22 protein-coding genes and 1 riboswitch are annotated in these 23,812 nt (G+C 62.4%); of the genes, 15 read left to right on the top strand and 7 right to left on the bottom strand.

Annotated features, from left to right (window positions below; genetic code table 11):
* The first annotated feature begins 97 nt into the window (after positions 1-97).
* The 3 genes from ACODS1_RS17160 to ACODS1_RS17150 are packed head-to-tail and all read left to right on the top strand — an operon-like array spanning position 98 to position 1,184.
* Positions 98-280: a CPXCG motif-containing cysteine-rich protein gene (locus ACODS1_RS17160; protein WP_322980989.1), complete on the top strand. Its 183-nt coding sequence runs from the start codon at positions 98-100 to the stop codon at positions 278-280.
* Positions 280-540 carry a putative signal transducing protein gene (locus ACODS1_RS17155; RefSeq protein WP_489086606.1) on the top strand — a complete coding sequence of 87 codons (261 nt, stop codon included), beginning with the start codon at positions 280-282 and terminating at the stop codon, positions 538-540. Before ACODS1_RS17160 ends, ACODS1_RS17155 begins: the two co-directional genes overlap by 1 nt.
* A gap of 26 nt (positions 541-566) precedes the next feature.
* Complete coding sequence (locus tag ACODS1_RS17150; RefSeq protein ID WP_489086605.1) at positions 567-1,184, top strand: SOS response-associated peptidase; 618 nt, start codon at positions 567-569, stop codon at positions 1,182-1,184.
* A 53-nt stretch (positions 1,185-1,237) separates the two neighbouring features.
* Here ACODS1_RS17150 and ACODS1_RS17145 read toward each other — a convergent pair whose 3' ends face one another.
* Positions 1,238-3,388, bottom strand: a complete 2,151-nt coding sequence (locus ACODS1_RS17145) for a methyl-accepting chemotaxis protein (RefSeq protein WP_489086604.1) — start codon at positions 3,386-3,388, stop codon at positions 1,238-1,240.
* A 201-nt stretch (positions 3,389-3,589) separates the two neighbouring features.
* Here ACODS1_RS17145 and ACODS1_RS17140 point away from each other — a divergent pair, with 201 nt between their 5' ends.
* Complete coding sequence (locus ACODS1_RS17140; protein WP_489086603.1) at positions 3,590-4,411, top strand: M48 family metallopeptidase; 822 nt, start codon at positions 3,590-3,592, stop codon at positions 4,409-4,411.
* A 17-nt stretch (positions 4,412-4,428) separates the two neighbouring features.
* On the opposite strand, the gene ACODS1_RS17135 is transcribed toward ACODS1_RS17140, so the two are convergent.
* From ACODS1_RS17135 to ACODS1_RS17120, 4 genes are all read right to left on the bottom strand, one after another.
* The gene (locus ACODS1_RS17135) at positions 4,429-4,872 is read right to left on the bottom strand and encodes a ketosteroid isomerase-related protein (protein ID WP_322980984.1); all 444 of its coding nucleotides are present in this window, start codon (positions 4,870-4,872) and stop codon (positions 4,429-4,431) included.
* A 110-nt stretch (positions 4,873-4,982) separates the two neighbouring features.
* Positions 4,983-5,564: a TMEM165/GDT1 family protein gene (locus ACODS1_RS17130; protein ID WP_322981015.1), complete on the bottom strand. Its 582-nt coding sequence runs from the start codon at positions 5,562-5,564 to the stop codon at positions 4,983-4,985.
* 47 nt (positions 5,565-5,611) lie between these two features.
* A riboswitch (yybP-ykoY riboswitch) is annotated at positions 5,612-5,777 on the bottom strand.
* Between the two features lie 36 nt (positions 5,778-5,813).
* A complete protein-coding gene (locus ACODS1_RS17125; RefSeq protein WP_489086602.1) occupies positions 5,814-6,809 on the bottom strand; it encodes a methyltransferase in 996 nt (331 codons plus the stop codon).
* Between the two features lie 77 nt (positions 6,810-6,886).
* The gene (locus tag ACODS1_RS17120; RefSeq protein WP_489086601.1) at positions 6,887-7,852 is read right to left on the bottom strand and encodes a 2-hydroxyacid dehydrogenase; all 966 of its coding nucleotides are present in this window, start codon (positions 7,850-7,852) and stop codon (positions 6,887-6,889) included.
* Positions 7,853-7,931: 79 nt separating this feature from the next.
* Here ACODS1_RS17120 and ACODS1_RS17115 point away from each other — a divergent pair, with 79 nt between their 5' ends.
* From ACODS1_RS17115 to ACODS1_RS17095, 5 genes are all read left to right on the top strand, one after another.
* The gene (locus ACODS1_RS17115; RefSeq protein WP_489086600.1) at positions 7,932-8,561 is read left to right on the top strand and encodes a LysE family translocator; all 630 of its coding nucleotides are present in this window, start codon (positions 7,932-7,934) and stop codon (positions 8,559-8,561) included.
* A 162-nt stretch (positions 8,562-8,723) separates the two neighbouring features.
* The gene (locus ACODS1_RS17110) at positions 8,724-10,406 is read left to right on the top strand and encodes a fatty acid--CoA ligase (RefSeq protein ID WP_489086599.1); all 1,683 of its coding nucleotides are present in this window, start codon (positions 8,724-8,726) and stop codon (positions 10,404-10,406) included.
* Positions 10,407-10,623: 217 nt separating this feature from the next.
* Entirely contained in the window at positions 10,624-12,576 is a 1,953-nt protein-coding gene (locus ACODS1_RS17105) for a DUF1302 domain-containing protein (protein ID WP_489086598.1), read from the top strand.
* A 31-nt stretch (positions 12,577-12,607) separates the two neighbouring features.
* Complete coding sequence (locus ACODS1_RS17100; RefSeq protein WP_489086597.1) at positions 12,608-13,975, top strand: DUF1329 domain-containing protein; 1,368 nt, start codon at positions 12,608-12,610, stop codon at positions 13,973-13,975.
* 149 nt (positions 13,976-14,124) lie between these two features.
* Positions 14,125-16,866: a winged helix-turn-helix domain-containing protein gene (locus tag ACODS1_RS17095; protein ID WP_489086596.1), complete on the top strand. Its 2,742-nt coding sequence runs from the start codon at positions 14,125-14,127 to the stop codon at positions 16,864-16,866.
* Here ACODS1_RS17095 and ACODS1_RS17090 read toward each other — a convergent pair.
* Positions 16,855-17,721, bottom strand: a complete 867-nt coding sequence (locus tag ACODS1_RS17090) for a hypothetical protein (protein WP_489086595.1) — start codon at positions 17,719-17,721, stop codon at positions 16,855-16,857. The two genes, ACODS1_RS17095 and ACODS1_RS17090, sit on opposite strands and share 12 nt — an antisense overlap.
* A 73-nt stretch (positions 17,722-17,794) precedes the next feature.
* Here ACODS1_RS17090 and ACODS1_RS17085 point away from each other — a divergent pair, with 73 nt between their 5' ends.
* The gene (locus ACODS1_RS17085) at positions 17,795-18,451 is read left to right on the top strand and encodes a TetR/AcrR family transcriptional regulator (protein WP_322980975.1); all 657 of its coding nucleotides are present in this window, start codon (positions 17,795-17,797) and stop codon (positions 18,449-18,451) included.
* A gap of 69 nt (positions 18,452-18,520) precedes the next feature.
* Entirely contained in the window at positions 18,521-19,462 is a 942-nt protein-coding gene (locus ACODS1_RS17080; RefSeq protein WP_489086594.1) for an alpha/beta fold hydrolase, read from the top strand.
* Positions 19,463-19,504: 42 nt separating this feature from the next.
* Here ACODS1_RS17080 and ACODS1_RS17075 read toward each other — a convergent pair whose 3' ends face one another.
* Positions 19,505-20,350 (bottom strand): metal-dependent hydrolase, encoded by an 846-nt coding sequence (locus ACODS1_RS17075; protein ID WP_489086593.1) that lies wholly within the window; start codon positions 20,348-20,350, stop codon positions 19,505-19,507.
* Between the two features lie 206 nt (positions 20,351-20,556).
* Here ACODS1_RS17075 and ACODS1_RS17070 point away from each other — a divergent pair, with 206 nt between their 5' ends.
* The 4 genes from ACODS1_RS17070 to ACODS1_RS17055 all read left to right on the top strand — a co-directional run bounded on the left by ACODS1_RS17070 (position 20,557) and on the right by ACODS1_RS17055 (position 23,735).
* Complete coding sequence (locus tag ACODS1_RS17070; protein ID WP_322980972.1) at positions 20,557-21,582, top strand: AraC family transcriptional regulator; 1,026 nt, start codon at positions 20,557-20,559, stop codon at positions 21,580-21,582.
* The gene (locus tag ACODS1_RS17065; RefSeq protein WP_489086592.1) at positions 21,579-22,223 is read left to right on the top strand and encodes an MBL fold metallo-hydrolase; all 645 of its coding nucleotides are present in this window, start codon (positions 21,579-21,581) and stop codon (positions 22,221-22,223) included. The genes ACODS1_RS17070 and ACODS1_RS17065 overlap by 4 nt, the downstream gene beginning before the upstream one ends.
* A 65-nt stretch (positions 22,224-22,288) precedes the next feature.
* Positions 22,289-22,957: a YiaD family glycine zipper/OmpA-like lipoprotein gene (locus ACODS1_RS17060; RefSeq protein WP_322980970.1), complete on the top strand. Its 669-nt coding sequence runs from the start codon at positions 22,289-22,291 to the stop codon at positions 22,955-22,957.
* A 121-nt stretch (positions 22,958-23,078) separates the two neighbouring features.
* Positions 23,079-23,735 (top strand): YiaD family glycine zipper/OmpA-like lipoprotein, encoded by a 657-nt coding sequence (locus ACODS1_RS17055; protein WP_322980969.1) that lies wholly within the window; start codon positions 23,079-23,081, stop codon positions 23,733-23,735.
* Positions 23,736-23,812 lie beyond the last annotated feature (77 nt).

Genomic DNA, 23,812 nt, shown 5'->3' with positions numbered 1-23,812 from the left:
TCTTGATCTAGAACGGCTAAGGTTAAAAGTGGCGAGCCTGCCAGGCAGGATCAGCAATAGACCAGCGATTATACCGCCAAGTCACAAGGAGACCGCGATGCTGGAAACCGAGGCCTATGCCTGCCCTTACTGTGGTGAATGGGTCGAGACCGTGCTCGACCTCTCCGCTGGCGATCAGGCCTATATCGAAGACTGCCCGGTGTGCTGCCGGCCCATCGAGTTCGAACTGCAGACCGATGGGGAGCGTTGGCAGCTCGACGTGCGTGCGGAGAACGACTGATGCAGCGAATCTACGAGCCGGAAAACCTGCTGGAAGGGCAAATGCTGGTGGACATGCTCGCCAGTGAAGGCGTGGTTGCGCATCTGCTCGGCCAGCATCTGGTCGGTGCCGTCGGGGAATTGCCGGCCTGCGGTCTGTTGGGGCTCGTGGTGGGTGACGCGGATGCCGAGCGGGCACGCCTGTTGATCGCCGAGTACAATGCCGCGCAACCTGTACCCGGTGACGAGCCGGAGTCCTTCCAGGGTGTGTTGCTCTGCTGACGCGCCCCTGCCTGTCGAGTCGTTTCATGTGTGGACGTTACGCCCTGTTCCGTTGGTCGCCTGCTTTCGCGGCGCAGCCCGGTTTTCCCGATGATCAGCAGCCGCACTGGAACCTGGCGCCTGGCAGCCAGGTACTGATGGTGCGTGTCGGCGAGAAGGGGGCGGAGTTGGCGCGCGGACGCTGGGGGCTGACGCCGGCCTGGTTGCAGGATCTGTCGAAGAGCCCGGCCCATGCCCGTGCCGAGAGCCTGGCCGAACAGCCCATGTTCCGTGAAAGCTTTCGCGAGCGTCGCTGCCTGATCCCGGCCAATGGCTTCTATGAATGGCGTGGGGCAGGGCGCAAGCGCCCGTACTGGATCACTGGTGAGGCATCGATCCTCTATTTCGCCGGACTCTGGGAGCGTTATCCGGTCAGCGGGCACGAATACCTGAGTGTGGCGCTGATTACCCGTGCGGCCGCTTCGCAGCGCCGTCCGCTGATTCTCAACGAGGACGAACAGGCGCTGTGGTTAAACCCGGATGCCTCGCCGCAGGCGCTGCAGGCTCTGTTGAATGCGCCTCAGGCGGCGTTGCGCGAACGTGCTCTGGCGACCCTGGTCAACGATCCCAAGCTGGATGCGCCAGAGTGTCTGACGCCTGCCTGAATGCCGCCTGATTCAAAGGCGAGGAGCCGGCGCCATGGGCTCCTGCCTGATGTTCACACCTTGAACTGATTGATCAGGCGTCGCTGCTGCTCGGCCAGTTGGGTCAGCTCGGCGCTGGCCTGGCTGGCCTCATCGGCGCCGCCGGCCACTTCGTTGGCGACCTGACCAATGTTGGTGACGTTGCGGTTGATGTCCTCGGCGACGGCGCTTTGTTCCTCTGCGGCGCTGGCGATCTGCGTGTTCATGTCGTTGATCACCGAGACGGCCTGGGTGATCGCGTCCAGCGAGCTGGCGGCTTCACCGGCATGTCGCACGCTGTCGTCGGTCTTGCTCTGGCTCTGCTCCATTACCTTGACCACGTCCCGCGTGCCCTGCTGCAGCTGCTGGATCATGCTCTGGATTTCTTCGGTGGCCTGCTGGGTCTTCTGTGCCAGGTTGCGCACTTCATCGGCGACCACGGCAAAGCCTCGGCCTTGTTCGCCCGCGCGGGCGGCTTCGATCGCGGCATTCAGGGCCAGCAGGTTGGTCTGCTCGGCGATGCCGCGGATGGCGACGAGAATGGCGTTGATGTTCTCGCTGTCCTTGGCCAGGTTCTGCACCACCCCGACGGCGCGGCTGATCTCACTGGCCAGGGCGGCGATGGCGGTGGAGGTTTGTTGCACCACCTGCTTGCCCTGATTGGCGGCCTGGTCGGCGTGGTTGGCCGCTTCGGCCGCCTGGGTGGCGTTGCGCGCCACATCCTGGGCGGTAGCGGTCATTTCATGCACGGCGGTGGCCACCAGTTCGATTTCCGCCAGTTGCTTCTGAATGCCCTGATTGGTGCGGATGGCGATATCGGCGGTGTGCTCGGACGAGTCGCTGACCTTCTGTACCGACACCACGACCTGGCCGATCATGCTCTGCAGCTTGCTCAGGAAGGCGTTGAAACCTTGTGCGATCTGCCCCAGCTCGTCGGCGCGATCGACCTTCAGGCGCACGGTGAGGTCGCCTTCGCCCTTGGCGATGTCGTCCAGCATGTTCACCATCTGCCGTAGCGGTCGGGCGATGCCCAGTGCCACCAGCCAGATGACCAGCAGGCCCATCGCCGCGATCAGCAGGCCGACCAGGGTCATGCCGAAGGTGTCAGCGTCGCGTTGTTGGGCCAGTTCGCCTTGCATCTTGTTGAGGTCAGCCATCACCACCTGCACCGGGAGCGACAGCATCAGCACCCAGCGTGCATCGCTCTGGCCGATGGCAAAACTCAGGAACAGTTCGATATGGCTGTGCTCGGGATCATCCGGGTTGTCGATGGAGTAGATCGGCTGGCCCGGTTGCAGCTTGCCCAGGTTGCCCAGTTCGTTGGCATCGAGCAGGACGGTGGCCGGCTCGCCGAGTTTGTCCGGAGCACGGGTGGAGGCGATCAGGCGGCCGTTGCCGGCGATCAAGGCCAGTTCGCCGGCGCCGTCGTAGAGCTGCGCGTCGGCTTGCTTGAGTAGATCCTGGATGAAATTGACGGCCAGGTCGGCACCGGCGATGCCGCGGAACTCGCCGTTGACCAGAATCGGCGAGGTGAACGAGGCGAGCATGGTCATCTTGCCGCCTACGTCATAGGGCGCCGGATCGATGACGCAGGGGCGTTTGCGCTCCTTGGCGCACAGGTAGTACTCACCGGCACGTACGCCGGTGGGCAGGAGTTCCTCGCTTTCCATCGAACCGATGGCATCGATGCCCAGGCTACCGTCGGCATTGCGGAACCACCAGGGCAGGAAGCGCCCGGTGCCGTCATAACCATCACCTTTCTTGCCGGCATACAGGTCGTCACTGGCATCGAAGGCGTTGGGTTCCCAGCCGATGTAACTGCCCAGCAGTTTGGGGTTTTGTGCCGTGGTCTCGTGCACCAGGCTGGCGAGCTCCTCACGGCTGATGCTGAGCAGGGGGCTGCCATTGCTGTCGGTCATGCCGAGCATGGCATTGAGGCGCGCGAGGTCGGCCGTGATTTGCAGCGGCACATCCAGCTCACGCTGGATCACGCTGGCCTGTCCCTGAACCAGGGTGATCAGGCGCTGCTCGATGGCTCGTTCGAGTAGGGCGTGCGTGCGTTTTTCCACCAGTGCCTGGCTGCGGCTGCTGGCGAAAAGAGCGTACAACACCAGTGCGGCTACCACGGCCAATACGCTGGCGCCTGCGAGCAGGGCCACGGAGAACTTGATCGACTTGAACTTCATTGCAGCTCCGGACGCAGATAGGTCTCACCACTGAATCGGCTGCGGGGGAAAAATCCTGAGCCGCAACCATTCTCTAGCACCTGCTTTCTTACATTCGCCATCACTCAGCAAAGATGGCCCGCCGCCATTGCGCAAGTCGCCAGGTTGCTCGCCTGGTCACCGCGACCTAGCATACGAACTCGTTTTCTCGGAGAGTCGTGGATGAACAAGTCACTTACCCTGAGTGGGCTGGCGGCAGCCTTGCTGCTGGCCGGCTGCCAGGCGGTCAACACCACCAGCGGTGGCGCCGTTGGCGTGGAGCGCAAGCAGTACATGTTCAGCATGTTGTCAGCCGACCAGGTCAATCAGATGTACGCCCAGTCTTATCAGCAGACGCTTAGCGAGGCGTCGAGCAAAGGTGTTCTGGACAAGACCAGCGCCAATGCCAAGCGTGTGCAGGCCGTGGCCAATCGGCTGATCCCGCAGGCGCCGCGCTTTCGGCCAGATGCGGCCAACTGGAATTGGGAGGTCAATCTGATCAAGAGCCCCGAGCTCAACGCCAACTGCGGGCCGGGCGGCAAGATCATCTTCTATTCCGGCATCATCGAGCAGCTCAAGCTGAGTGATGACGAGATCGCCGCGATCATGGGCCACGAGATGGCTCACGCATTGCGCGAGCATAGCCGCGAGGCCATGTCCAAGGCTTATGGCATCCAGATGGCCAAGCAGGGCGCGGGGGCCTTGTTGGGCCTGGGGCAGGACAGCCTGGCACTTGCCGATACCGTGGTCGAATACAGCCTGACGCTGCCCAACAGTCGGGGCAACGAGAACGAGGCCGATCTGATCGGGCTCGAACTGGCCGCGCGTGCGGGCTACGACCCGAATGCGGCGATTTCGCTGTGGAAGAAGATGGAGGCCGCCGGTGGCAATGCGCCGCCCGAGTTCATGAGCACCCACCCGTCGTCCAGCAGTCGCATCGCCTCTCTACAGGCGGCGATTCCCAAGGTCATGCCGCTCTATCAGCAGGCCAAGGCAGGTCAGTAACAGGCCAAGGCGCTGCCTCAGGGGAGCGCCTTGTCGGCAAAGGGGCGGGTTTCCAGGCCCAACTGCGCGCGAAAGCTCTCCATGTCGAACATGGTGCAGATTTCCTGGATTTCGTCGCTGTGATTCAGAGTCCAGAACGCCATGGCTGAAATACTCAGCACCCGGTCGCTGGCCGGATAGCCAAAGGCCGGGCGCTCGATCGTACCGATCATGGTGCTCCAAGTGAACACCTTGTTGCCTTCGGCAATGCATTCCTCGAGCACCACCTGAATGTCCGGCATGGCTTGGCGGACTTCCTCCACCAGATGCGCGAAGCCGGCACTGTCGAGTGCGGCGCCGGTGAAAGAGCTTTTATAGAGGAAGTCGCTGCTGTGCAGTTGCTCGGCGAGGGCCAGTCGACCTCTATTCCAGGACAGGTCGATATGCTGGCGCACCACCTTCTTGTGTTCTTCCAATGACATGCCTTCCTCCCGAGACGTGCGTGGCGGCACTGTGATGTGCTGCGCACTCTAAGTGCCCGGGAGGTGGCAGAAATTGGCCGAAATGACGTACAGGTGGCGTCAGTGAATCGTCAGATGAGCCCGCTGAGTTTCAAGGCCTGATAGCCCGCATACACCGCCAGCACGGCAAACGCGCAGGCCGCGAGGCGGCGGATCAGGGCCAGCGGCAGGCGATCGGCTGCGAAGTTGCCCGCCAGCACGACCGGCACGTTGGCCAGTAGCATACCCAGCGTGGTGCCCATGACGACCAGAACGAAATGCGGGTACTGAGCGGCCAGCATTACCGTGGCGACCTGGGTCTTGTCGCCCATTTCGGCAAGGAAGAAGGCGATCAGGGTGGTGAGGAATGGGCCGTATTTTTTCAGACCCGACTCTTCATCTTCGTCCAGTTTGTCCGGAATCAGCGTCCAGATGGCCACCGCGACGAAGCTGGCCGTGAGAATCCAGCTCAGGGTGGCGGGCGAGAAGAAGCCGGCAACCCAGTTGCCCACGGCGCCTGCTGCGAAGTGGTTGGCCAGGGTGGCGGCAACGATGCCCCAGATGATCGGCCAGGGGCGGCGGAAGCGGGCGGCCAGCAGCAAGGCGAGCAGTTGCGTCTTGTCGCCAATCTCGGCGAGGGCAACGATGAAGGTGGGGACGAACAGGGATTCCAGCATCAGGTTTCCTAAAGGGGCGGGTCGACACGGCGTATGACACGAACGACCTTCCCGCCCCGGGTGAGGTTGTGCGTGTCATAGGTCTTGTCAAACCGCGGGCCTCTCTAAGAAGGCCTTAGGTCGCATGCGCCATGCTCTGCGGAGCAAGTGTGTTGACGCATGCCGGGCGAGCAGGGCGCTCGCGGGAGACTACTCCCCTAGGACGGGCGCAATTGTGCCCAAGCGCCTGCTCAGGAGCAAGTCCATTCAGCCGCGTGCGCTGTAGATGCGGAAACCGTCGGCCTCGGCAAGGGTGTGGCAGGGGCCGAGATGACGCTCGATCAGCGGGGGATACTTGAGAAAACTATTGGCCACCAGGCGCAGCTCTCCACCTTTGAGCAGATGGCGTTTGGCCTGGGTCAGCAGGTTCTCGCTGGCCTGGTAGTCGGTGTGTACGCCTTGATGGAAAGGCGGATTGCTGACGATGGCGCTCAGCCCTTCGGGAGCCGACTCGATGCCGGTACCGGCGATGACATTGGCCTCAAGGCCGTTGCGGGCCAGAGTCAGGCGACTGCTTTCCAGGGCGAAGGCGTCGACGTCCAGCAGGCTCACTTCGCTGCTCGGGTAGCGTCGTTTGAGTGCGGCGCCGAGTACGCCAGCGCCGCAGCCGAAATCTAGCAGATGACCGTCTGGCAGGCCATCCAGGTGTTCCAGCAGCAGCGCACTGCCGCGATCCAAGCGGCCATGGGCGAATACGCCAGGCAGGGTGACGATCTCCAGCGCGCCATCGCTGAGCGGCAAAGAATAGTGTTGTGCCAGTGCGTGCAGGTCGGGATGCTCAGGAACCTGCTCCACCTCTACGCACCACAACTGACAGTGGCGGGCGCTATCCAGCTTGCGGGGGCGGCCGAAAGCCTCGAGTTGCTTCGCCGCACGCTCGATGCCTGCGCGTTTTTCCCCGACCAGGTACAGCGGCTTGCCAGCCAGGCGTGAGGCCAGGGCCTGTAACAGGTAGTCGCTCAGCTCGCGCGATTTCGGCAAAAACAGCACCGCCGCGCGATAGTCACCGGCCGGCATCTGGGTGTCGAAGTGGCTGCGACCGGGGAAGCGTGTCGCGAGCAGTGCCTGATCACCGGCATGCCAGTTCCAGCCTTGGGCATGTGGCAATACGCCGAGCAGATCGTCTGCCGGCAAGCCTGCCAGTAGCAGTTCGCCGTCGAACAATTCGGCCTGGCGCAGCAATACTTCGCTTCGCGGATCCATGAGGTGTCCTGTGCATCGGTTTACGGGAAGAAGCATGCAGCAGGCGCTATCACGCCTGCTGACAAGGGGCGCGAAGCTTACCCGACGACCCGCACTGGCGCACCGGCAAAGAAGCCTGCGGCATTGGCCACGACCTGCCCCACGATGCGTTGCCGGGCCTCTTGACTGCCCCAGGCGCTGTGCGGTGTGACGATCAGTCTGGGGATGTCGTTCGCCAGCAGCGGGTTGCCGTCTTTCGGCGGCTCCTGCAGCAGCACGTCGGTGGCGGCGCCGCCCAGATGACCACGGCGCAGCGCGTCGGCCAGCGCCTGCTCATCGACCAGCCCACCGCGAGCGGTGTTGATCAGGAAGGCGCGCGGTTTCATCAGTGCCAGCTCGCTGGCGCCGATCAGGTTGCGGGTCTGTTCGTTGAGCGGGCAGTGCAGGGTCAGTGCATCCACCTGTGGCAGCAGTTCGTGCAGGGGCAGGCGATCCGCGCGCGCCGGGCGGCCGGGCAACTGCCCGAGCAATACACGCATACCGAAGGCTTCGGCCAGGCGGGCGACTGCGCTACCCAGTTCGCCGTGGCCGAGCATGCCGAGCGTTTTGCCTTCCAACTCGACGATGGGGTGATCGAGCAGGCAGAACTGGCTGGCCTGCTGCCAGCGCCCAGCGGCGATATCGCGTTGGTAGTCGGGCAGGCGCGTGGCCAGCGCCAGCAGCAGCATCAAGGTGTGCTGCGCCACGGACGGGGTTCCGTAACCCTGGCAGTTGCATACGGTCACGCCATGTTCGCGAGCAGCGCTCAGGTCGATGTTGTTGGTGCCGGTGGCGGTTACCAATACCAGCTTCAGCTCCGGGCAGGCGGCGAAGGTGGTGGCGTCCAGCGGCACCTTGTTGCTGATGGCGACCTGGGCACCTTGCAGGCGTTCGGCGACCTGATCCGGACGCGTTTGCGCGTGCAGGGTCAGCTCGGCGAAGGCCTGATGCAGCGGTTGCATATCCAGGTCGCCCAGGTCGAGGGAGGCGTGGTCGAGAAAGACGGCGCGTGCGCTGTTGCTCATCAGCTGTACCTTTTCGCAGGTGGGTCGCAGGAGTAGATTGGCGAGCCTACCAGACCTTCCTTGTCGATGCGGAGCCGCCATGTACTGGAGCGAATTTCTCACCGTTGCCCTGATCCATCTGCTGGCGGTGGCCAGCCCCGGGCCGGATTTTGCAATCGTCGTACGGGAAAGCGTCGCTCACGGCCGACGTGCAGGTGTCTTCACCGCGCTGGGCGTCGGTAGCGGAATCCTGGTGCACGTGACCTATTCGTTGCTGGGTATCGGCCTGATCGTGTCGCAGTCCATCGTGCTGTTCAACGCACTGAAATGGCTGGCTGCGGCTTACCTGCTGTACATCGGCTTCAAGGCCCTCAGGGCGCGCCCGGCCGACCCAGCAGCAGCCGAGTTGGCGCTGACCGACGAGCCCCGCAGTGCCCGCAGCGCCTTCGTCACCGGTTTCATCACCAATGGGCTGAATCCCAAGGCCACGCTGTTCTTCCTCTCCCTGTTCACCGTGGTGATCAATCCGCATACGCCCGTTGCCATTCAGGCGGGGTATGGCCTTTATCTGGCGATGGCCACCGCCATCTGGTTCTGCCTGGTGGCCTGGCTGTTCAGCCAGCAACGCGTGCGCGCCGGTTTCGCTCGGCTGGGCCACTGGTTCGACCGACTCATGGGTGTCGTGCTTGTGGGTATCGGCGTGAAGCTGGCATTCACCGAGATGCGCTAGCCGCATCCGAGCCGTCGTGAAATGACCTGAAAGCAGCAGGCGTGGCCGTTTCCTTCGTTGCGGTCACGCTACAAATCATTCTTTGGGATGATTCTGTCATCCGCTTGCCCCACTAGAGTCGCAGCATTCCCTGATTCCTTTCGTGCATAAGAAGGTGATCCCATGCTGCAGACCCGTCTCATCCCGGCGGCGGCCAACGCCCATGACTTTCCCCTGCTGATCAAGCGCCTGCTGCTTTCCGGCAGCCGCTACGAGAAGACCCGCGAGATCGTCTACCGCGACAAGCTGCGCTACAGCTACGCGACCTTCAACGAGCGGGTGGCGCGGCTGGCCAATGTGCTCAGCGATGCCGGAGTAAAAGCCGGCGATACCGTGGCCGTGATGGACTGGGACAGTCATCGCTATCTCGAGTGCATGTTCGCCATCCCCATGCTCGGCGCGGTGCTGCACACCATCAATATTCGTCTGTCGCCGGATCAGATCCTCTACACCATGAACCATGCCGAGGATCGCTTCGTGCTGGTCAACAGCGAGTTCGTGCCGCTGTATCAGGGCATCGCCGGGCAACTGACCTCGGTCGAGAAAACCCTGCTGCTGACCGATGGCGAAGACAAGAGCGCCGAGCTGCCGAATCTTGTCGGTGAATACGAGAGTCTGCTGGCGGCTGCCAGCCCCAGTTATGCCTTCGCCGATTTCGATGAAAACTCGGTGGCCACGACCTTCTACACCACCGGCACCACGGGCAACCCCAAGGGGGTGTATTTCACGCATCGGCAACTGGTGCTGCACACCCTGTCCATGGCGGCTACGGTGAGTGCGCTCGACAGCATTCGCCTGCTCGGCAATGACGATGTGTACATGCCGATCACGCCGATGTTCCACGTTCACGCCTGGGGTGTCCCTTATGTGGCGACCCTGCTTGGGGTCAAGCAGGTCTACCCGGGCCGCTACGAGCCGGACATGCTCTGCCGGCTGATCAAGGAAGAGAAGGTCAACTTCTCCCACTGCGTGCCCACCATTCTGCAGATGCTGCTCAATGCCCCTGGCGCGCAGGGGCATGATTTCGGCGGCATGAAGATGATCATCGGCGGCAGTGCGTTGAATCGTTCCCTGTATGAAACGGCCAAGGCGCGTGGTATCCAGCTCACCGCTGCCTACGGCATGTCCGAGACCTGCCCGCTGATTTCCTGTGGCTACCTCAACGAGGAGTTGCGCGCCGGCAGCGAGGACGAGCGCACCACCTACCGTATCAAGGCCGGGATCCCGGTGCCGCTGGTCGAGGCCGCGATCATGGATGGCGATGGCAATTTGCTGCCCGCCGATGGCGAGTCTCAGGGCGAGCTGGTGCTGCGTGCGCCCTGGCTGACCCAGGGCTATTTCCGCGAGCCGGAAAAGAGCGAAGAACTCTGGGCGCATGGCTGGTTACATACCGGCGATGTCGCCACCCTGGACGGAATGGGTTTCATCGAGATCCGCGACCGCATCAAGGATGTGATCAAGACCGGGGGTGAATGGATTTCTTCACTGGAGCTGGAGGATCTGATCAGTCGTCATCCGGCCGTGCGTGAGGTCGCAGTGGTCGGGGTGCCCGATCCACAGTGGGGCGAGCGTCCCTTCGCGCTGCTGGTCGCGCGTGACGGCCAGGCGTTGGATGCCAAGGGGCTCAAGGAGCACCTCAAGCCTTTCGTCGAGCAAGGTCACATCAATAAGTGGGCCATTCCCAACCAGATCGCGCTTGTTACTGAAATTCCCAAGACCAGTGTCGGCAAGCTGGACAAGAAGCGCATTCGCCTGGATATCGCCCAGTGGCAGGAGGCGGGGAGCGCCTTCCTCTCCACCTTGTGAGGGGCATTTTGACTGGGTGGCCAGCGTGACCACTCAGTCAAACAAGCGTTTGGCTTGCTAATTGCTGTTTCCCGTCCATGCTTGACTCATCGCAGGTGCTGAGACCTGCGAGCCAGAGTGTCTGAGGGCTGCAAATCACTCTTTCGAGGGATCAAGCGGGATGACCCGCTGGCTATAGTCAAAGCATCCATAACAAAAAACACATGGAGTAGCGTCGATGACAACAAAAACAACACCCTACTGGCGCCTGGCAAAACTGCCGTTGGCCGTCAGTCTCGCTTCTACCCTCGCCGCCCCGGCATTCGGCGTCACGTTTAACATCGGTGAGATCGAAGGGCAGTTCGATTCTTCTCTCTCCGTGGGTGCCAGTTGGTCGACCGAGAAGGCTGATAAGGATCTGATTGGCGTCAACAACGGTGGCCGTGGTCTTTCTCAGACCTCCGACGATGGTCACCTCAATTTCAAACGCGGAGAAACTTTCTCCAAGATATTCAAAGGCATCCACGATCTCGAGTTGAAGTACGGCGATACCGGTATCTTTGTGCGAGGTAAGTACTGGTACGACTTCGAATTGAAAGATGAAAGTCGCCCCTTCAAAGACATCAGCGATAGCAACCGCAAAGAGGGCGCCCAATCTTCGGGGGGTGAAATTCTCGATGCGTTCATCTATCACAACTATTCCATTGCGGACATGCCAGGTAGCGTGCGTCTCGGTAAGCAAGTCGTTAACTGGGGTGAAAGCACATTCATCGGTGGTGGCATTAACGCAATCAACCCTATTGATGTTTCCGCATTTCGCCGGCCTGGGGCTGAGATCAAAGAAGGTCTCATCCCCGTCAATATGTTCTTCATCTCCCAGAGTCTGACCGACAACCTCTCTATGGAGGCGTTTTACCAGATTGAGTGGGATCAGACCGTTGTTGACAACTGTGGGACTTTTTTCTCTCAACCTGACGTGATTGCAGACGGTTGTGATAACAACCTTGCTGTTCTGCGTTCAGAGGTTGGGCTTTCCCAAGCATTGGCAGGTCTAGGCCCATTGGCCCCCGGTGTGATCGACCTTCTGAAAGATAATGGAGTGTCCTGGGGGAGCCCTGACGAAGGCGTTTTGGTCGCCCGTGGGGCGGATCGTGATGCTCGTGATAGTGGGCAGTGGGGTATGGCCTTCCGCTATCTATTCGAACCCCTCGACACTGAGTTCGGGGTCTACGCGATGAACTACCACAGCCGTTTGCCGATATTCAGTGGCGCTGCTGCCGATCCATCCGTCTATGCGCTCTTTAGCCCTCTTAATCCGGGTGGTCTCGGGCCTCAGCTGGGCGGTGTAGGTGTACCAGGTGTTGCAATTCCAGGGCTGGTCGGGCAACTGGCTCCTCTGGTAGTCGCTGGTAACTCGAAGTATTTCGTAGAGTATCCTGAAGATATTCGTCTCTATGGTCTCAGTTTTTCGACCACTCTTCCCACTGGCACAGCTTGGAGTGGTGAAGTCAGTTATCGGCCCAATGCACCTGTTCAGCTAAATACTACCGATATCCTATTCGCTGGTATTACGCCGTTGAACCCGAACGTATCGGTACTCCAAGGCAGGCCAGGCTCTGATCTTCACGGCTATCGCCGTAAAGAAATTACTCAACTGCAAACTACGTTTACCCACTTCTTTGATCAGGTAATGGGTGCTAGCCGCCTTACCTTGGTGGGTGAACTTGGTTGGACGCATGTGGGGGGGCTGGAAAGTAATAGCGAAGCTCGTTATGGGCGCGATCCCGTATTTGGCCCCGGCCCTTTGCCTAACGGTACTTGCCAGACGCTCAATGCCGGGACGCTGGGCAACGCCACTGCAGAGAACGTGAGCCGTTACTGTGAAAATGACGGTTTTACCACCGCCAATTCTTGGGGGTATCGTGCCCGCGCCATCTGGGACTATCCGAATGCTGTCGCCGGTATCAACCTGCGCCCCAGTGTGGCTTGGTCGCATGACGTCGAGGGTTATTCTCCAGGCCCTGGTGCCAATTTCGAAGAAGGGCGCAAAGCCGTCAGCCTGGGTCTCAATGCTGAGTATCAGAACACCTACACCGCTGACCTGTCGTACACCACTTTCTTTGGCGGCGGCAAATACAATACCCAGAGTGATCGCGACTTTGTTGCACTCAGCTTCGGTATGAACTTCTAAGCGGCCAGGAATTCGAGGAATGAGAATGCACATGAAAACAACAAAAACACTGTGGCAAAGCGGGGCCCTGGTACTGTCTCTTCTGGCAACCAGTGTCATGGCAGCGGTTGCGCCGGACGAGGCGGCCAAGCTGGGGCAGACACTGACCCCGCTGGGCGCCGAGATGGCCGGTAATGCCGATGGCTCGATCCCGGCCTGGAACGGTGGCCTGCCGGCCAATGCCGGTACCGTCGACAGCAAGGGTTTCCTTTCCGACCCGTTCGCCAACGAGCAGCCGCTGTTCACCATCACTGCGCAGAACGTCGATCAGTACAAGGACAAGCTGACTCCTGGTCAGGTGGCAATGTTCAAGCGCTACCCCGACAGCTACAAGATGCCGGTCTACCCGACCCATCGTTCGGCCAGCGTGCCGGCCGCTGTGGCCGAGGCAGCCAAGAAGAACGCGGTCAACACCAAGCTGGTGGAAGGCGGTAACGGTCTGGAGAATTTCCAGACCGCCAACCCCTTCCCGATTCCGCAGAATGGTCTGGAAGCGATCTGGAACCACATCACCCGTTATCGCGGTGGTAGCGTGAGCCGTCTGGTAACCCAGGCGACGCCGCAAGCCAACGGTTCCTACTCGCTGGTGTACTTCCAGGACGAGTTCACCTTCCGTGATGCCCTGACCGACTACGACCCGAGCAAGGAGAGCAACGTACTCTTCTACTTCAAGCAGCGTGTGACCGCGCCGTCGCGTCTGGCCGGTAACGTGCTGCTGGTGCACGAGACCCTGAACCAGGTGAAAGAGCCGCGCCTGGCGTGGCTCTACAACGCCGGTCAGCGCCGTGTACGTCGTGCTCCGCAGGTGTCCTACGATGGTCCGGGCACTGCAGCTGACGGCCTGCGTACCTCCGACAACTTCGACATGTACAACGGTGCGCCGGATCGTTACGACTGGAAGCTCGAAGGCAAGAAGGAGATCTACATCCCCTACAACGCCTACAAGCTCGACTCGCCGAACCTGAAGTACTCCGACATCATCAAGGCCGGCCACATCAATCAGGATCTGACTCGTTACGAGCTGCACCGCGTCTGGCACGTGACCGCAACCCTGAAAGCGGGTGAGCGCCACATCTATGCCAAACGGGACTTCTACATCGACGAAGACACCTGGCAAGCCGCGCTGATCGACCACTACGACGGTCGTGGCACCCTGTGGCGCGTGGCTGAGGCGCATGCTCAGTACTACTACGACAAGCAGGTGCCCTGGTACACCCTGGAGTCCCTGTATGACCTGCTCTCTGGCCGCTACCTGGCACTGGGCATGAAGAACGAGGAGAAGCAGTCCTACAACTTCAACTACAAGGCTTCCAGCAGCGATTACACCCCGGCGGCACTCCGCCAGGCGGGCGTTCGCTAACGCCTGATTCGCTGAGCAACACGATAGAGCCGGCCTTGTGCCGGCTTTTTCGTTACCGACTGTAGCGGAGCCTTCAAATGGGGCGTGCAAGTCGCTAGGCTGGGGTCAGGTCGCAAGTGACTGACCATAACGCTTCCAAGAATCGGCCGATGACAGACCTTTCTCGCATGCCAGGATTGCCCTACGCCCCGGCCACGCCCCTGGAGGCGCGCTTCTATCGTCCGCCTCTGCCGGCCGGGCATGTCTCTCGTCCACGCTTGTGTGAGCGCCTGGAAGATGGGCTGCAGGGGCGTCTGCTGCTGGTCTGCGCGCCGGCAGGTTTTGGCAAGAGCTCCCTGGCCATCGAGTTCTGCGAGCGTCTACCTGCTTATTGGCACAGCCTTTGGCTCGGTCTGAACGACCGTGACAGGGATCCCGGGCGCTTTCTCGAGCGTTTGCTGTTGGGCTTGCAGCAATTCTTTCCCGGGCTGGGCGCTGAGGCCCTGGGGCTGCTGAAAATGCGCCAGCGGCACCAGCCTTTCGCATTCGAGCAGTGGCTGGATGGTTTGCTGGACGAACTGACTTCGGTGCTGGATGAATCCCAGCCCCTGTTGCTGGTGCTGGACGACTACCACCTGGCACAGGGCGCCGTACTGGATCGGTGTCTGCAGTTTTTCCTCAATCACTTGCCACCTGGCATCCTCCTGCTGGTCACCAGCCGTCAGCGTCCGGATTGGCACCTGGCGCGTCTGCGCCTGTCGAGGCAGCTGCTGGAACTGAGCGAGCAGGATCTACGCCTGACCAGCGATGAGTTGAGCGCCTTGCTGAGCAGTCAGGGCGCCTGTTTCGAACGCCAGCAGGTGGCGAACATCCTGCAGCGCAGCGAGGGCTGGGTAGCGGGGTTACGCTTGTGGCTGCTGGCGCGTGACGATTGTCCGAGCGCCGCGCGCGAGCCCCTGCCGCTGCACGGTGGTGAGGGGCTGATCCGCGACTATCTGCTGGAAGAGGTGATCGAGCGCCAGCCGGCGGAGGTGCAGCAGTTTCTGATGGAAACGGCCTGTCTCGAACGCTTCTGTGCAGAATTGTGCGATGCCGTGCGGGATGCCGGTGACAGCGCCGCGATCCTCCGCCATTTGCAGGCCAACCAGGTCTTTCTTGTGCCTTTGGACGAGCAAGGGCGCTGGTTTCGCTACCATCACCTGTTCTCCGACCTGCTCAATGCTCGCCAGCATGAAGCGACCGGGTATGCGCGCGGCGGTGCCCATCTGCGCGCCTGTCGCTGGTTCGCTGCCCAGGGCCTGCTCGAGGCAGCGGTCGAACAGGCGCTGCTGGCCGGGCAGACCGATGTTGCCGCCAGCCTGGTGCAGAACCTTTCCGAAGAGCAACTGCTGGCCGAGCAGAACATCGCCATGTTGCTGCGCTGGAAGACCAACCTGCCGGACAGCCTGCTCTCCAGCACGCCGCGTCTGATCATGCTCTATGGCTGGGCACTGGCGCTGGCCTGTCAGTTGGACGCTGCGCAGGAGTTGCTCGATCAGCTCGGGCGCTTTCTGCCGGCAGCCGACCCGGTGACGCAGCGCAGCCTGCTGGCCCAGTGGCAGGCGCTGGATGGCATGATTGCCCGTGGACGTGGTGATGGTGAGCGCGCCGAGCGTCAGGCCAGCGAGGCGCTGACTGGGCTGAGCAATGATCGTTACGGGCCGCTCTTCATGTGCCTGGCCAACCTGGCCAATCTGGCGGTGGTGCGCGGCGATCTGTGGCGCGCCCGTGGCCTCAATCGTGACGCTCTGGAGCTGGCGCAGCGGGTGGGCAATCCGTTGTTCGAAGCCATTGCCTATTACGAGCGTGCGCGGGTGCTGCAGGCGCGAGGCGAGGTGCACCGTGCGCTCGACGAGGTGCACCAGGGGCAGCACTGCCTGCGTGAGTTGCCGGCACAGAGCAACTACTCCGTGCGTGCGCGGCTGCAGATCTATGAGGGTTACCTGCAGAGTCTTCTTTTGCAGCCGGACAGCGCCCTGGAGCATTTGCAACGCGGGGTCGCGGAAGCCAGGGGCTGCCGCGATGTCGGCGTGTTGATCGGTTACTGCGTGATGGCCAGTCTGGAGGGGCGCCATGGGCGCAGTGCCGAAGCGTTCGCTCTGCTGGGTGAGGTAGAGCGGCTGATGCACGTCTGGGATGTGCCGGCGATCTATTACCTGGCGATGGTCACGCTGATCAAGTGCGAGCTGTGGTTGCGCCAGGGGCAGATCGAGCTGGCATCCGCCTGGCTGCCGCAGCTGGAGGAGACCTACGGCGTGCAGGGGCGCACTACCGCCCCCGAGTTCCATCCGCAACTGGTGCTGCACATCGAGTTGCAGGTGGCGGCCCTGGAACGCCTGCAGGGTGACCTCGGCGCGGCTGAGCGGCGCCTGCGCGCGCTGGTGCAGCAGGCTCAGCCGATGGGCGTGCAGTTGGTGGGCATGATGGCGCAGGGACAACTGGCCCAGTTGCTGCACCAGACCGGCAACGCCCGTGAGGCTCGGCAGTATCTCGATGCCTGTTTGGAGGCTGCCCAAGGGGGCGCCTTGCTGCCATTCGAGGAGCTGCTGCAGCACCAGCCACATTGGCTCGCTGCCCAGTTGCGTGAGCGCCCCGCCAGCGCGGTACGCGATGCCTTGCTGGCGCGTCTGCCGTGCGCGCAGGCGAATGAGCCATCAGTCGAACTCGCTGCGCCGGCCGAGAAGCTCAGCAGCCGAGAACTGGCTGTCCTGCAGTTGATCGCACGCGGCTGCTCGAACCAGGAGATCAGCGAGCGCCTGTTCATCTCCCTGCATACGGTCAAGACTCACGCCCGGCACATCAACAGCAAGCTGGGTGTGGAGCGACGTACTCAGGCTGTCGCGCGAGCCAAGACGCTGGGCCTACTGGCCTGATGGCGGTGGCGTCAGATCCAGCACCTTGGGTTGGGGTTTGGGTGCAACGGGCTCTGCCTGCTTGACCAGCACGTCCTGGTGGATGAGGCGCAACACCGGTAGCAACGTGGCCATGTTCTCGCGCACTTGCGGGTAGCGATGTTGCTGACTGGTCTGTTCGATGCGTGTCAGCAGTTGGGCTTGCACATCGGCTGGCAGATGCACGAACAGTTCCGGCAATTGCTGGCTCAGCTCGGCGCTGTAAAGCAGCAATTCCTCGCGGCCGAAGGCCTGGGTGAGATTCAGGTAGTCCAGGGCGCTGCTGGTCAGCATCGCCGCAGCCGCCTTGGTTTCCTGCAGGCCTTGCAGGCGTATGGGTTTGCTCTGTTCGGTTTGTGACAGGGTCATCCAGAACTCGGTGGTCAGGCTGAACAGAATCGCCTGCTGGCGCAGCGAATAACTCATCAGCCCCAGGGCCTCCGCGGCATAGGGCTGCTGCTTGGCGCGAAAGTCGAAGTATAGACGCATCAGCTCCTTGAGCTGGAAAAGTACTTCGCGCGCCTCGTTCTGACGCAGTTCCAGCGGTGCGTAGATGTTCAACTGGGGGCGGAAGTTGTCCGGTGAGACCATGCGCTGGTAGATCGGCCCGGTGAACTCGCCGCTGCGCCGGGGCAGGGCGTTGGCCTGGTTGCCCTCGACTTTTTGCAGGGCCTCGAGCAATTGCTGATAGTCACTGCTGCGCCAGGGCCGGTCGAGATCCGGGATGCGCTGGCCGAGGTAGAACAGTTCGGCTGCGTGCAAGGGCCCACAGACCAGCAAAAGGATGGCCAGCGGCCAGAGCAGGCGACGTGCTAGGGTGGTCGGCACAGTGATCATCCGTAGTGGCAGTTGGCTCCAGCGTACTCAGCTCGTGGCCGCTCGTCACCCGCGCCTTGGTTGGGAGCATCGCATGGAGCAGTTGGCGGCGGTACAGGCCGTGTTCGAGGATCTCGGCGGTTACGGCGCGCTCGCCGGCCAGCGCGCGGGCGATGGGCCGCTGGTCGGGCATCTGCAGCGTACCCATATCCAGCTGGCTGCGATCGCGGTGTTCGCCCGCAAGGGCCTGGAGCAGGTTACCGTCGGTGACCTGCTGGAAGCTGCTCAGGTATCGCGGCGTACCTTCTACAAATACTTCGCCAACAAGATGGAGGTGCTCGAGGGCATCTACCAGACGGCCGTACTGCTCCTGCTGGCGCGCTTTCGCGAAATGCGCCAGGTGGCCGGCAGTTCCGATGCCTGGTTGCGGGCGATGGTCGGTCGCTTCTTCGACTATCACCTGGCCGTGGGGCCGATCATCCGCATGATGCAGCAAGAGGCTCTGCGCGCCGACTCGCCTCTGGCGGCACACCGGCAGCGTGCTCACGAGGAGATGCGGCGGCTGCTGATCGAGCGGCTGGAGCCGGCGCTGCAACCACGCGACCCGCTCGTCTACCAGGCGCTGATCTGGGCGTTGGAGGCTGCCTCTCTCGATCTGCTCGGGCGTAACGCCAGCCGTGCCGAGATCGAGCGGGCCAAGGCCGTGCTGAGTGATGTGTTGATCGCTTCGTTGTGCCCAGCCTCAACCTAGGTTGGGCAGCGTTTGCTGAGGTGCCATGTTTTCATCGGTGCCACACCAACAAGAATCGAGGTATCGCGCATGACCGCCAATAGCTTGCCCCTGCAACCCCCATTGGCTGCCGGTTTTGCCCGGCTTGGCTTCGGTGCCTTGTCACTGGAGCGACTCAAGGCGCGTTATGGCAATGCCGCCGAGGGTTCCCGCTATATCGAGCTCGATGGCTTCACGGTGCACTACCGCGACGAGGGCAGCCGCGACAAGCCGGCGCTGGTGATGATCCACGGCGTGGTCGCATCGCTGCATACCTGGGATGCCTGGGTGCAGGCCTTTGCTCCGCATTACCGCATCATCCGTTTCGACGTGCCGGGCTTCGGCCTCACCGGCCCGGCGCGGAATGGCAGATATTCGGCCGAGCGCATGCTCGGGGTGCTGGGCCTGCTGCTCGACTATTTGCAGGTCGACAAGGCCGATATCGCCGGTAACTCCCTCGGCGGCTATATCGCCTGGAACTTCGCCCTGGCACAGCCGCAGCGGGTTGGCAAATTGGTGCTGATCGATCCGGCCGGCTATCACATGGCCAAGGTGCCCTGGATGATCGCGTCCGCAGCGTTGCCCGGTGCCACTCTGGCGATGCCGCTGTGGATGCCGCGCGCGCTGATCGCGCAGGGCATCAAGGAGGTCTACGGCGAGCCAGGACGAATCAAGCCGGGCGTGGTCGACCGCTACTACGACCTGTCGCGTCGTCCCGGCAATCGCCGCGCGATGATGGATATCTTCCGTGTGCTGCTGAAGGTGAACAAGACCGAACTGGCGGGTACACCGCAGCGCGTCGCACAGATCCAGGCGCCCACCTTGCTGATGTGGGGCGAGCGTGATCGCTGGATTTCGCCTCGTCATGTGCCGCTCTGGCAGCGTGATCTGCCGGGTATCCAGGTCAAGGTCTATCCGGGGGTCGGGCACATCCCCATGGAGGAGATTCCCGAGCAGAGCGCGGCAGACGCGATGCGTTTCCTGCTGGGGTAACGGGGAGGAGGGCGTAGCCCGGACGGTGTCCGGGCTGCGGCTTCAGGCGGCACTGGCTTGGGAGGGAGAGACTTCGTCGAACTCCACACGAGTGGCGTGCAGCAGGTCGAGGTTGTCGTGCTGCCAGGGGTGGAAGCCGGGCTTGAAGAAGTCGCGGTAGGTGGCGAGCAAGGGGCGGAACACGCCCTCCTTGCCCCACATCCAGCGCAGGCCGTCACGCCAGACGCGCCAGTTCCACAGCAGGCCGTCGACCTTGAGCATGTGCGCCAGGCCGCGCGTGGTGTCGAGCACGAAGAAGAAGGTGCCCATGATCATCGCTCGCCGCAACAGCCGACGGCTACCGCATACCTGGTTGTAGACGTCGAACGCCACGGCCTTGTGCTCGGTTTCTTCCAGCGCGTGCCAGCGCCACAGGCGCGCCAGTTCAGGCTGGGCACCAGCCAGGTACTGCGGGTTGCGCAACAGGCCGTCGGCCATGATCGCGGTGATGTGCTCCAGGGCTGCGGTCGCGGCGAGCTGGCGCTGTGGCGAGAACTTCTTCTGGGTGTAACGAATACGCGCCCGCGCCCGTTTTTCGATGCGCTCGATGTCGTAGCCGAGGTCGCGCAGGCGTTGGCTGTACTCCAGGTGCTCGCGGCTGTGATGACCTTCCTGACCGATGAAACCGCGGATCTGCTCCTTGAGCTGAGCATCCTCGATGCGATCACGGAAGTGCCTGACCGAGTCGATGAAGAAGCGCTCGCCATCCGGAAACAGCACGGACATGGCGTCGAACAGATGGCTCTTGAAGGCATCGCCGCTGTGCCAGTGGCGGGGCAGTGGATTGGGCAGGTCGAAATCCATGTGCCGGGGGCGGATCTGCAGTCCTGCCGGAGTGGTACTGGCCATAGGGCCTCCCAGGTGGTGAGTAATCCACGCTCACTATGCGGGCCGCATCACCGGGCGCACAGGTTAGGAGCAGCCAGAGTTCAGGTCATATCCGGCCACGCTTTATCTCGCCAGTAAAAAGTTGGGTAAGGGTGCGCTTGTGGTGGGGCAGTGGGCGGAATAAGGTCGGTATCGGTCATATCCGGCCAGACTGCTCAGGTTCCCTCATGAGGCAAGCCTTCGATTTCAGCGCAGAGTTGGTTCCGGTCGCCTATGCCGAGGCGCTCTTGCAACTGGCCGAGGAATACGGCGTCGCGCGTGACGCCCTGTGCGTGGCGGCTCGGGTCAGGCCCGAAGTGCTTGCCAGCCCGACCGGACGCTTGTCCTTCGTCGACTTCCATCAGTTGAGTCAGGCCGCTCTGGATCGCTGTGGCGATCCGGCGCTGGGCCTGGTGCTGGGGCAACGCTTGAACGTGTCCACCCATGGCATCCTCGGCTATGCCGTGCTTTCCAGCGCCAATTTGGGAACGGCATTGCAGTTCGCCCTGCGCTATTACCGCGTACTGGGGCTGGCGTTCGAGCTGGAGATGATCGAGCAGGATGGCCATGCGGAGCTGCGAGCCGTGGAGTCCTTCCCGATGGGGGCACAGTCGCGCTTCGCTGCCGAGGGGCTGCTGACCAGCATCCATACCATTGCCCGCTTTCTCTTGGGCGACGATCTCGACGGCTTGGCTGTGGGGTTCGCCCATGCCGCACCGCCTTATGCCGAGCGCTACCGCGAGGTATTCGGTGTGCCGGCGCAGTTCGAGCAGGCCTGCCACTGGCTGCGCCTGCCCAGCCATTACCTGCAACGCTCGATGGCATTGGCCAATCCGGCCACGGTGCAGATGTGCGAGCAACAGTGCGAGGCCCTGCTGGCCAGCCTCGACGTCCAGGACGCCCTGCTCACGCGGGTGCGCCGCCTATTGTTGGCGCGACCTGGCGACTTTCCCGATCTCGACGGCGCTGCGCAGGCGTTGCACACCAGTGCACGCAGCCTGCGCCGGCACCTGTCACAACTGGGCACCAGCTACCAGCAGGTGCTCGACGACGTACGTCGTCGCCTGGCGCTGCAGTACCTCACCACGACTCACCTGCCGTTGTTCGAGATCGCTCACCTGCTGGGCTACAGCGACCCCTCCAATTTCCGCCGTGCGTTCCGCAAATGGACGGGTAAACTGCCGAGTGACTATCGTCACGAGGACATCCGATGAACACCGCTGTGCCCGCTCTGATTCGTGAAACCTTTCCCGTCGGCCCCTTGCAGTGCAACTGCACGATCATCGGTGACCCGCTGACCAAGAAGGCCATCGTGGTCGATCCGGGCGGCAATCCCGATCTGATCATGGCGCGCCTCGACGCCCATGGGCTGAAGGTGGTGAGCATCATTCACACCCACGCGCACCTCGACCATTTTCTCGCTTCCGGGCAGATGAAGGAGAAGACCGGGGCCACCTTGCACCTGCACAAGGACGATCAGTTCCTCTGGGATAACCTGGAGATGCAGTGTCAGATGTTCGGCGTCCCCTACACGCCGGTGCCGGCACCGGATCGCTGGCTGGCCGATGACGAGGAGTTGGCCTGTGGTTGTGGCGTGGCCTTGCACACCCCTGGCCATACACCGGGCTCGATGAGCTTCTGGTTCGCCGATGCCAAGCTGTTGATCGCCGGTGACACCCTGTTCCGTCGCGGCATCGGCCGCACCGACCTGTGGGGCGGCGATTACGCGACCATCGAGCGTTCGATCAGGCAGCGCCTTTATCGCCTGGATGAGGAGGCCACCGTGGTTACCGGCCACGGGCCCGATACGCGGCTAGGTGACGAGATGCGCGAGAACCCTTTTATTCGGGCCTGACAGGGCACTAAATTCGCGATTCGTGTTCAAAAGGCCATCATCCCGCCGCTCCTGGAGATGCTTCCATGTTCCGCCTGACCCTGATTGCCCTGTGCTCTTCCGCTCTGCTGATTTCCGGCTGCGCCTCGCAAAATCCGTACGACCAGAGTGGCCCGACCTCCAACCGTACCGCCACCTATGGCGGCTTGGGAGCGCTGGCTGGCGCCGCCGCCGGCGCCCTGATCAATCACGACAACCGTGGCAAGGGCGCATTGATCGGTGCCGCTGTGGCGGGCGCGGCGGCTGCAGGTTATGGCTATTACGCCGACAAGCAGGAGGCGGAGCTGCGCCGCAGCATGCAGGGCACCGGCGTCGAGGTGCAGCGCCAGGGCGACGTGATCCAGTTGGTCATGCCCGGCAATATCACGTTCGCCACCGACTCGGCGCAGATCGCCAGCAGCTTCTACCAGCCGCTGAACAACCTGGCCAACTCCTTCCGCCAGTACAACCAGAACAGCATCGAGATCGTTGGGCACACCGACAGCACCGGCTCGCACAGCCACAACATGGATCTCTCCCAGCGCCGCGCGCAGAGTGTCGCCGACTACCTGCTGGCGCAGGGTGTCGACCCGAGCCGCCTGAGCACCCGTGGCATGGGCCCGGATCAGCCGGTGGCGAGCAACGACACCGCTGACGGCCGTGCGCAAAACCGCCGTGTCGAGGTCACGCTGCGTCCGTTGCCTGGGGCTCAGTGACAGCCTGCTACTAACCAGCTTTTGTGGAGCGCCGCAAAATATGAGGGAACTTCGAGCTTCCGTCCTGGCTCGAAGTCCTTGGCTAACTGCCTGAAATCCCAAGTATTCTAAGGACGCTCCCATGAAAATCTGGCGTAATCTGGCTGCAGCAACTGCAGTCATGGCCGTACTGGCCGGCTGCACCACCAACCCCTACACCGGTGAAAGTCAGGCTGGCAAAGCCGGTATCTATGGCGGTATCGGCGCAGCGACAGGAGCCGTGATCGGGGCCGCTACATCGAGCAAGAAAGATCGCGCCAAGGGCGCCCTGATCGGCGCAGCTGTCGGCGGCGCGGCCGGTGGCGGCTACGGCTACTACGTCGACACCCAGGAAGCCAAGCTGCGCCAGACCCTGCAGGGCACTGGTGTGCAGGTGCAGCGCAATGGCGATGACCTGAAACTGATCATGCCCGGCAATATCACCTTCGCCAGCAATTCGGCGGACATCTCCAGCAGCTTCTACCCGACGCTCAACTCGCTGGTGCTGGTGTTCAAGGAATTCGACAAGAACGGTGTGAACATCGTCGGCCATACCGACAGCACCGGTTCGCAGGCGCTCAACCAGAGCCTGTCACAGCGCCGTGCGCAGAGCGTCGCCGATTACCTGAGCGGCAATGGCGTCGCTGCCCAGCGTATTTCCGCCTATGGCGCAGGCCCCAGCCAGCCCATCGCCAGCAACGCCACCGATGCCGGCCGTGCGCAGAACCGCCGCGTCGAGATCAACCTCCGCCCGCTCTGACCCTGGCTGAAGCCCCCGTTCTGCGGGGGGCTTTCCAAGCGCCTGTGGTCTCTCGTCTGGCCAAAGGCCAGTCGTCG

This window comes from Pseudomonas sp. FG29 (assembly GCF_057809355.1).
Note: the sequence above shows the minus strand (reverse complement) of the source record. Positions and strands in the feature narration are given on the sequence as shown.

Bases quoted from the DNA above. Each gene is read 5' to 3' on its own strand.
- ACODS1_RS17120 (WP_489086601.1), bottom strand. From the start codon at position 7,852: ATGAGCAACAGCGCACGCGCCGTCTTTCTCGACCACGCCTCCCTCGAC.
- ACODS1_RS17155 (WP_489086606.1), top strand. From the start codon at position 280: ATGCAGCGAATCTACGAGCCGGAAAACCTGCTGGAAGGGCAAATGCTG.
- ACODS1_RS17070 (WP_322980972.1), top strand. From the start codon at position 20,557: ATGAGGCAAGCCTTCGATTTCAGCGCAGAGTTGGTTCCGGTCGCCTAT.
- ACODS1_RS17160 (WP_322980989.1), top strand. From the start codon at position 98: ATGCTGGAAACCGAGGCCTATGCCTGCCCTTACTGTGGTGAATGGGTC.
- ACODS1_RS17105 (WP_489086598.1), top strand. From the start codon at position 10,624: ATGACAACAAAAACAACACCCTACTGGCGCCTGGCAAAACTGCCGTTG.
- ACODS1_RS17150 (WP_489086605.1), top strand. From the start codon at position 567: ATGTGTGGACGTTACGCCCTGTTCCGTTGGTCGCCTGCTTTCGCGGCG.
- ACODS1_RS17080 (WP_489086594.1), top strand. From the start codon at position 18,521: ATGACCGCCAATAGCTTGCCCCTGCAACCCCCATTGGCTGCCGGTTTT.
- ACODS1_RS17110 (WP_489086599.1), top strand. From the start codon at position 8,724: ATGCTGCAGACCCGTCTCATCCCGGCGGCGGCCAACGCCCATGACTTT.
- ACODS1_RS17085 (WP_322980975.1), top strand. From the start codon at position 17,795: ATGGAGCAGTTGGCGGCGGTACAGGCCGTGTTCGAGGATCTCGGCGGT.
- ACODS1_RS17100 (WP_489086597.1), top strand. From the start codon at position 12,608: ATGAAAACAACAAAAACACTGTGGCAAAGCGGGGCCCTGGTACTGTCT.
- ACODS1_RS17090 (WP_489086595.1), bottom strand. From the start codon at position 17,721: ATGATCACTGTGCCGACCACCCTAGCACGTCGCCTGCTCTGGCCGCTG.
- ACODS1_RS17125 (WP_489086602.1), bottom strand. From the start codon at position 6,809: ATGGATCCGCGAAGCGAAGTATTGCTGCGCCAGGCCGAATTGTTCGAC.
- ACODS1_RS17055 (WP_322980969.1), top strand. From the start codon at position 23,079: ATGAAAATCTGGCGTAATCTGGCTGCAGCAACTGCAGTCATGGCCGTA.
- ACODS1_RS17075 (WP_489086593.1), bottom strand. From the start codon at position 20,350: ATGGCCAGTACCACTCCGGCAGGACTGCAGATCCGCCCCCGGCACATG.
- ACODS1_RS17060 (WP_322980970.1), top strand. From the start codon at position 22,289: ATGTTCCGCCTGACCCTGATTGCCCTGTGCTCTTCCGCTCTGCTGATT.
- ACODS1_RS17095 (WP_489086596.1), top strand. From the start codon at position 14,125: ATGACAGACCTTTCTCGCATGCCAGGATTGCCCTACGCCCCGGCCACG.
- ACODS1_RS17140 (WP_489086603.1), top strand. From the start codon at position 3,590: ATGAACAAGTCACTTACCCTGAGTGGGCTGGCGGCAGCCTTGCTGCTG.
- ACODS1_RS17135 (WP_322980984.1), bottom strand. From the start codon at position 4,872: ATGTCATTGGAAGAACACAAGAAGGTGGTGCGCCAGCATATCGACCTG.
- ACODS1_RS17145 (WP_489086604.1), bottom strand. From the start codon at position 3,388: ATGAAGTTCAAGTCGATCAAGTTCTCCGTGGCCCTGCTCGCAGGCGCC.
- ACODS1_RS17115 (WP_489086600.1), top strand. From the start codon at position 7,932: ATGTACTGGAGCGAATTTCTCACCGTTGCCCTGATCCATCTGCTGGCG.
- ACODS1_RS17065 (WP_489086592.1), top strand. From the start codon at position 21,579: ATGAACACCGCTGTGCCCGCTCTGATTCGTGAAACCTTTCCCGTCGGC.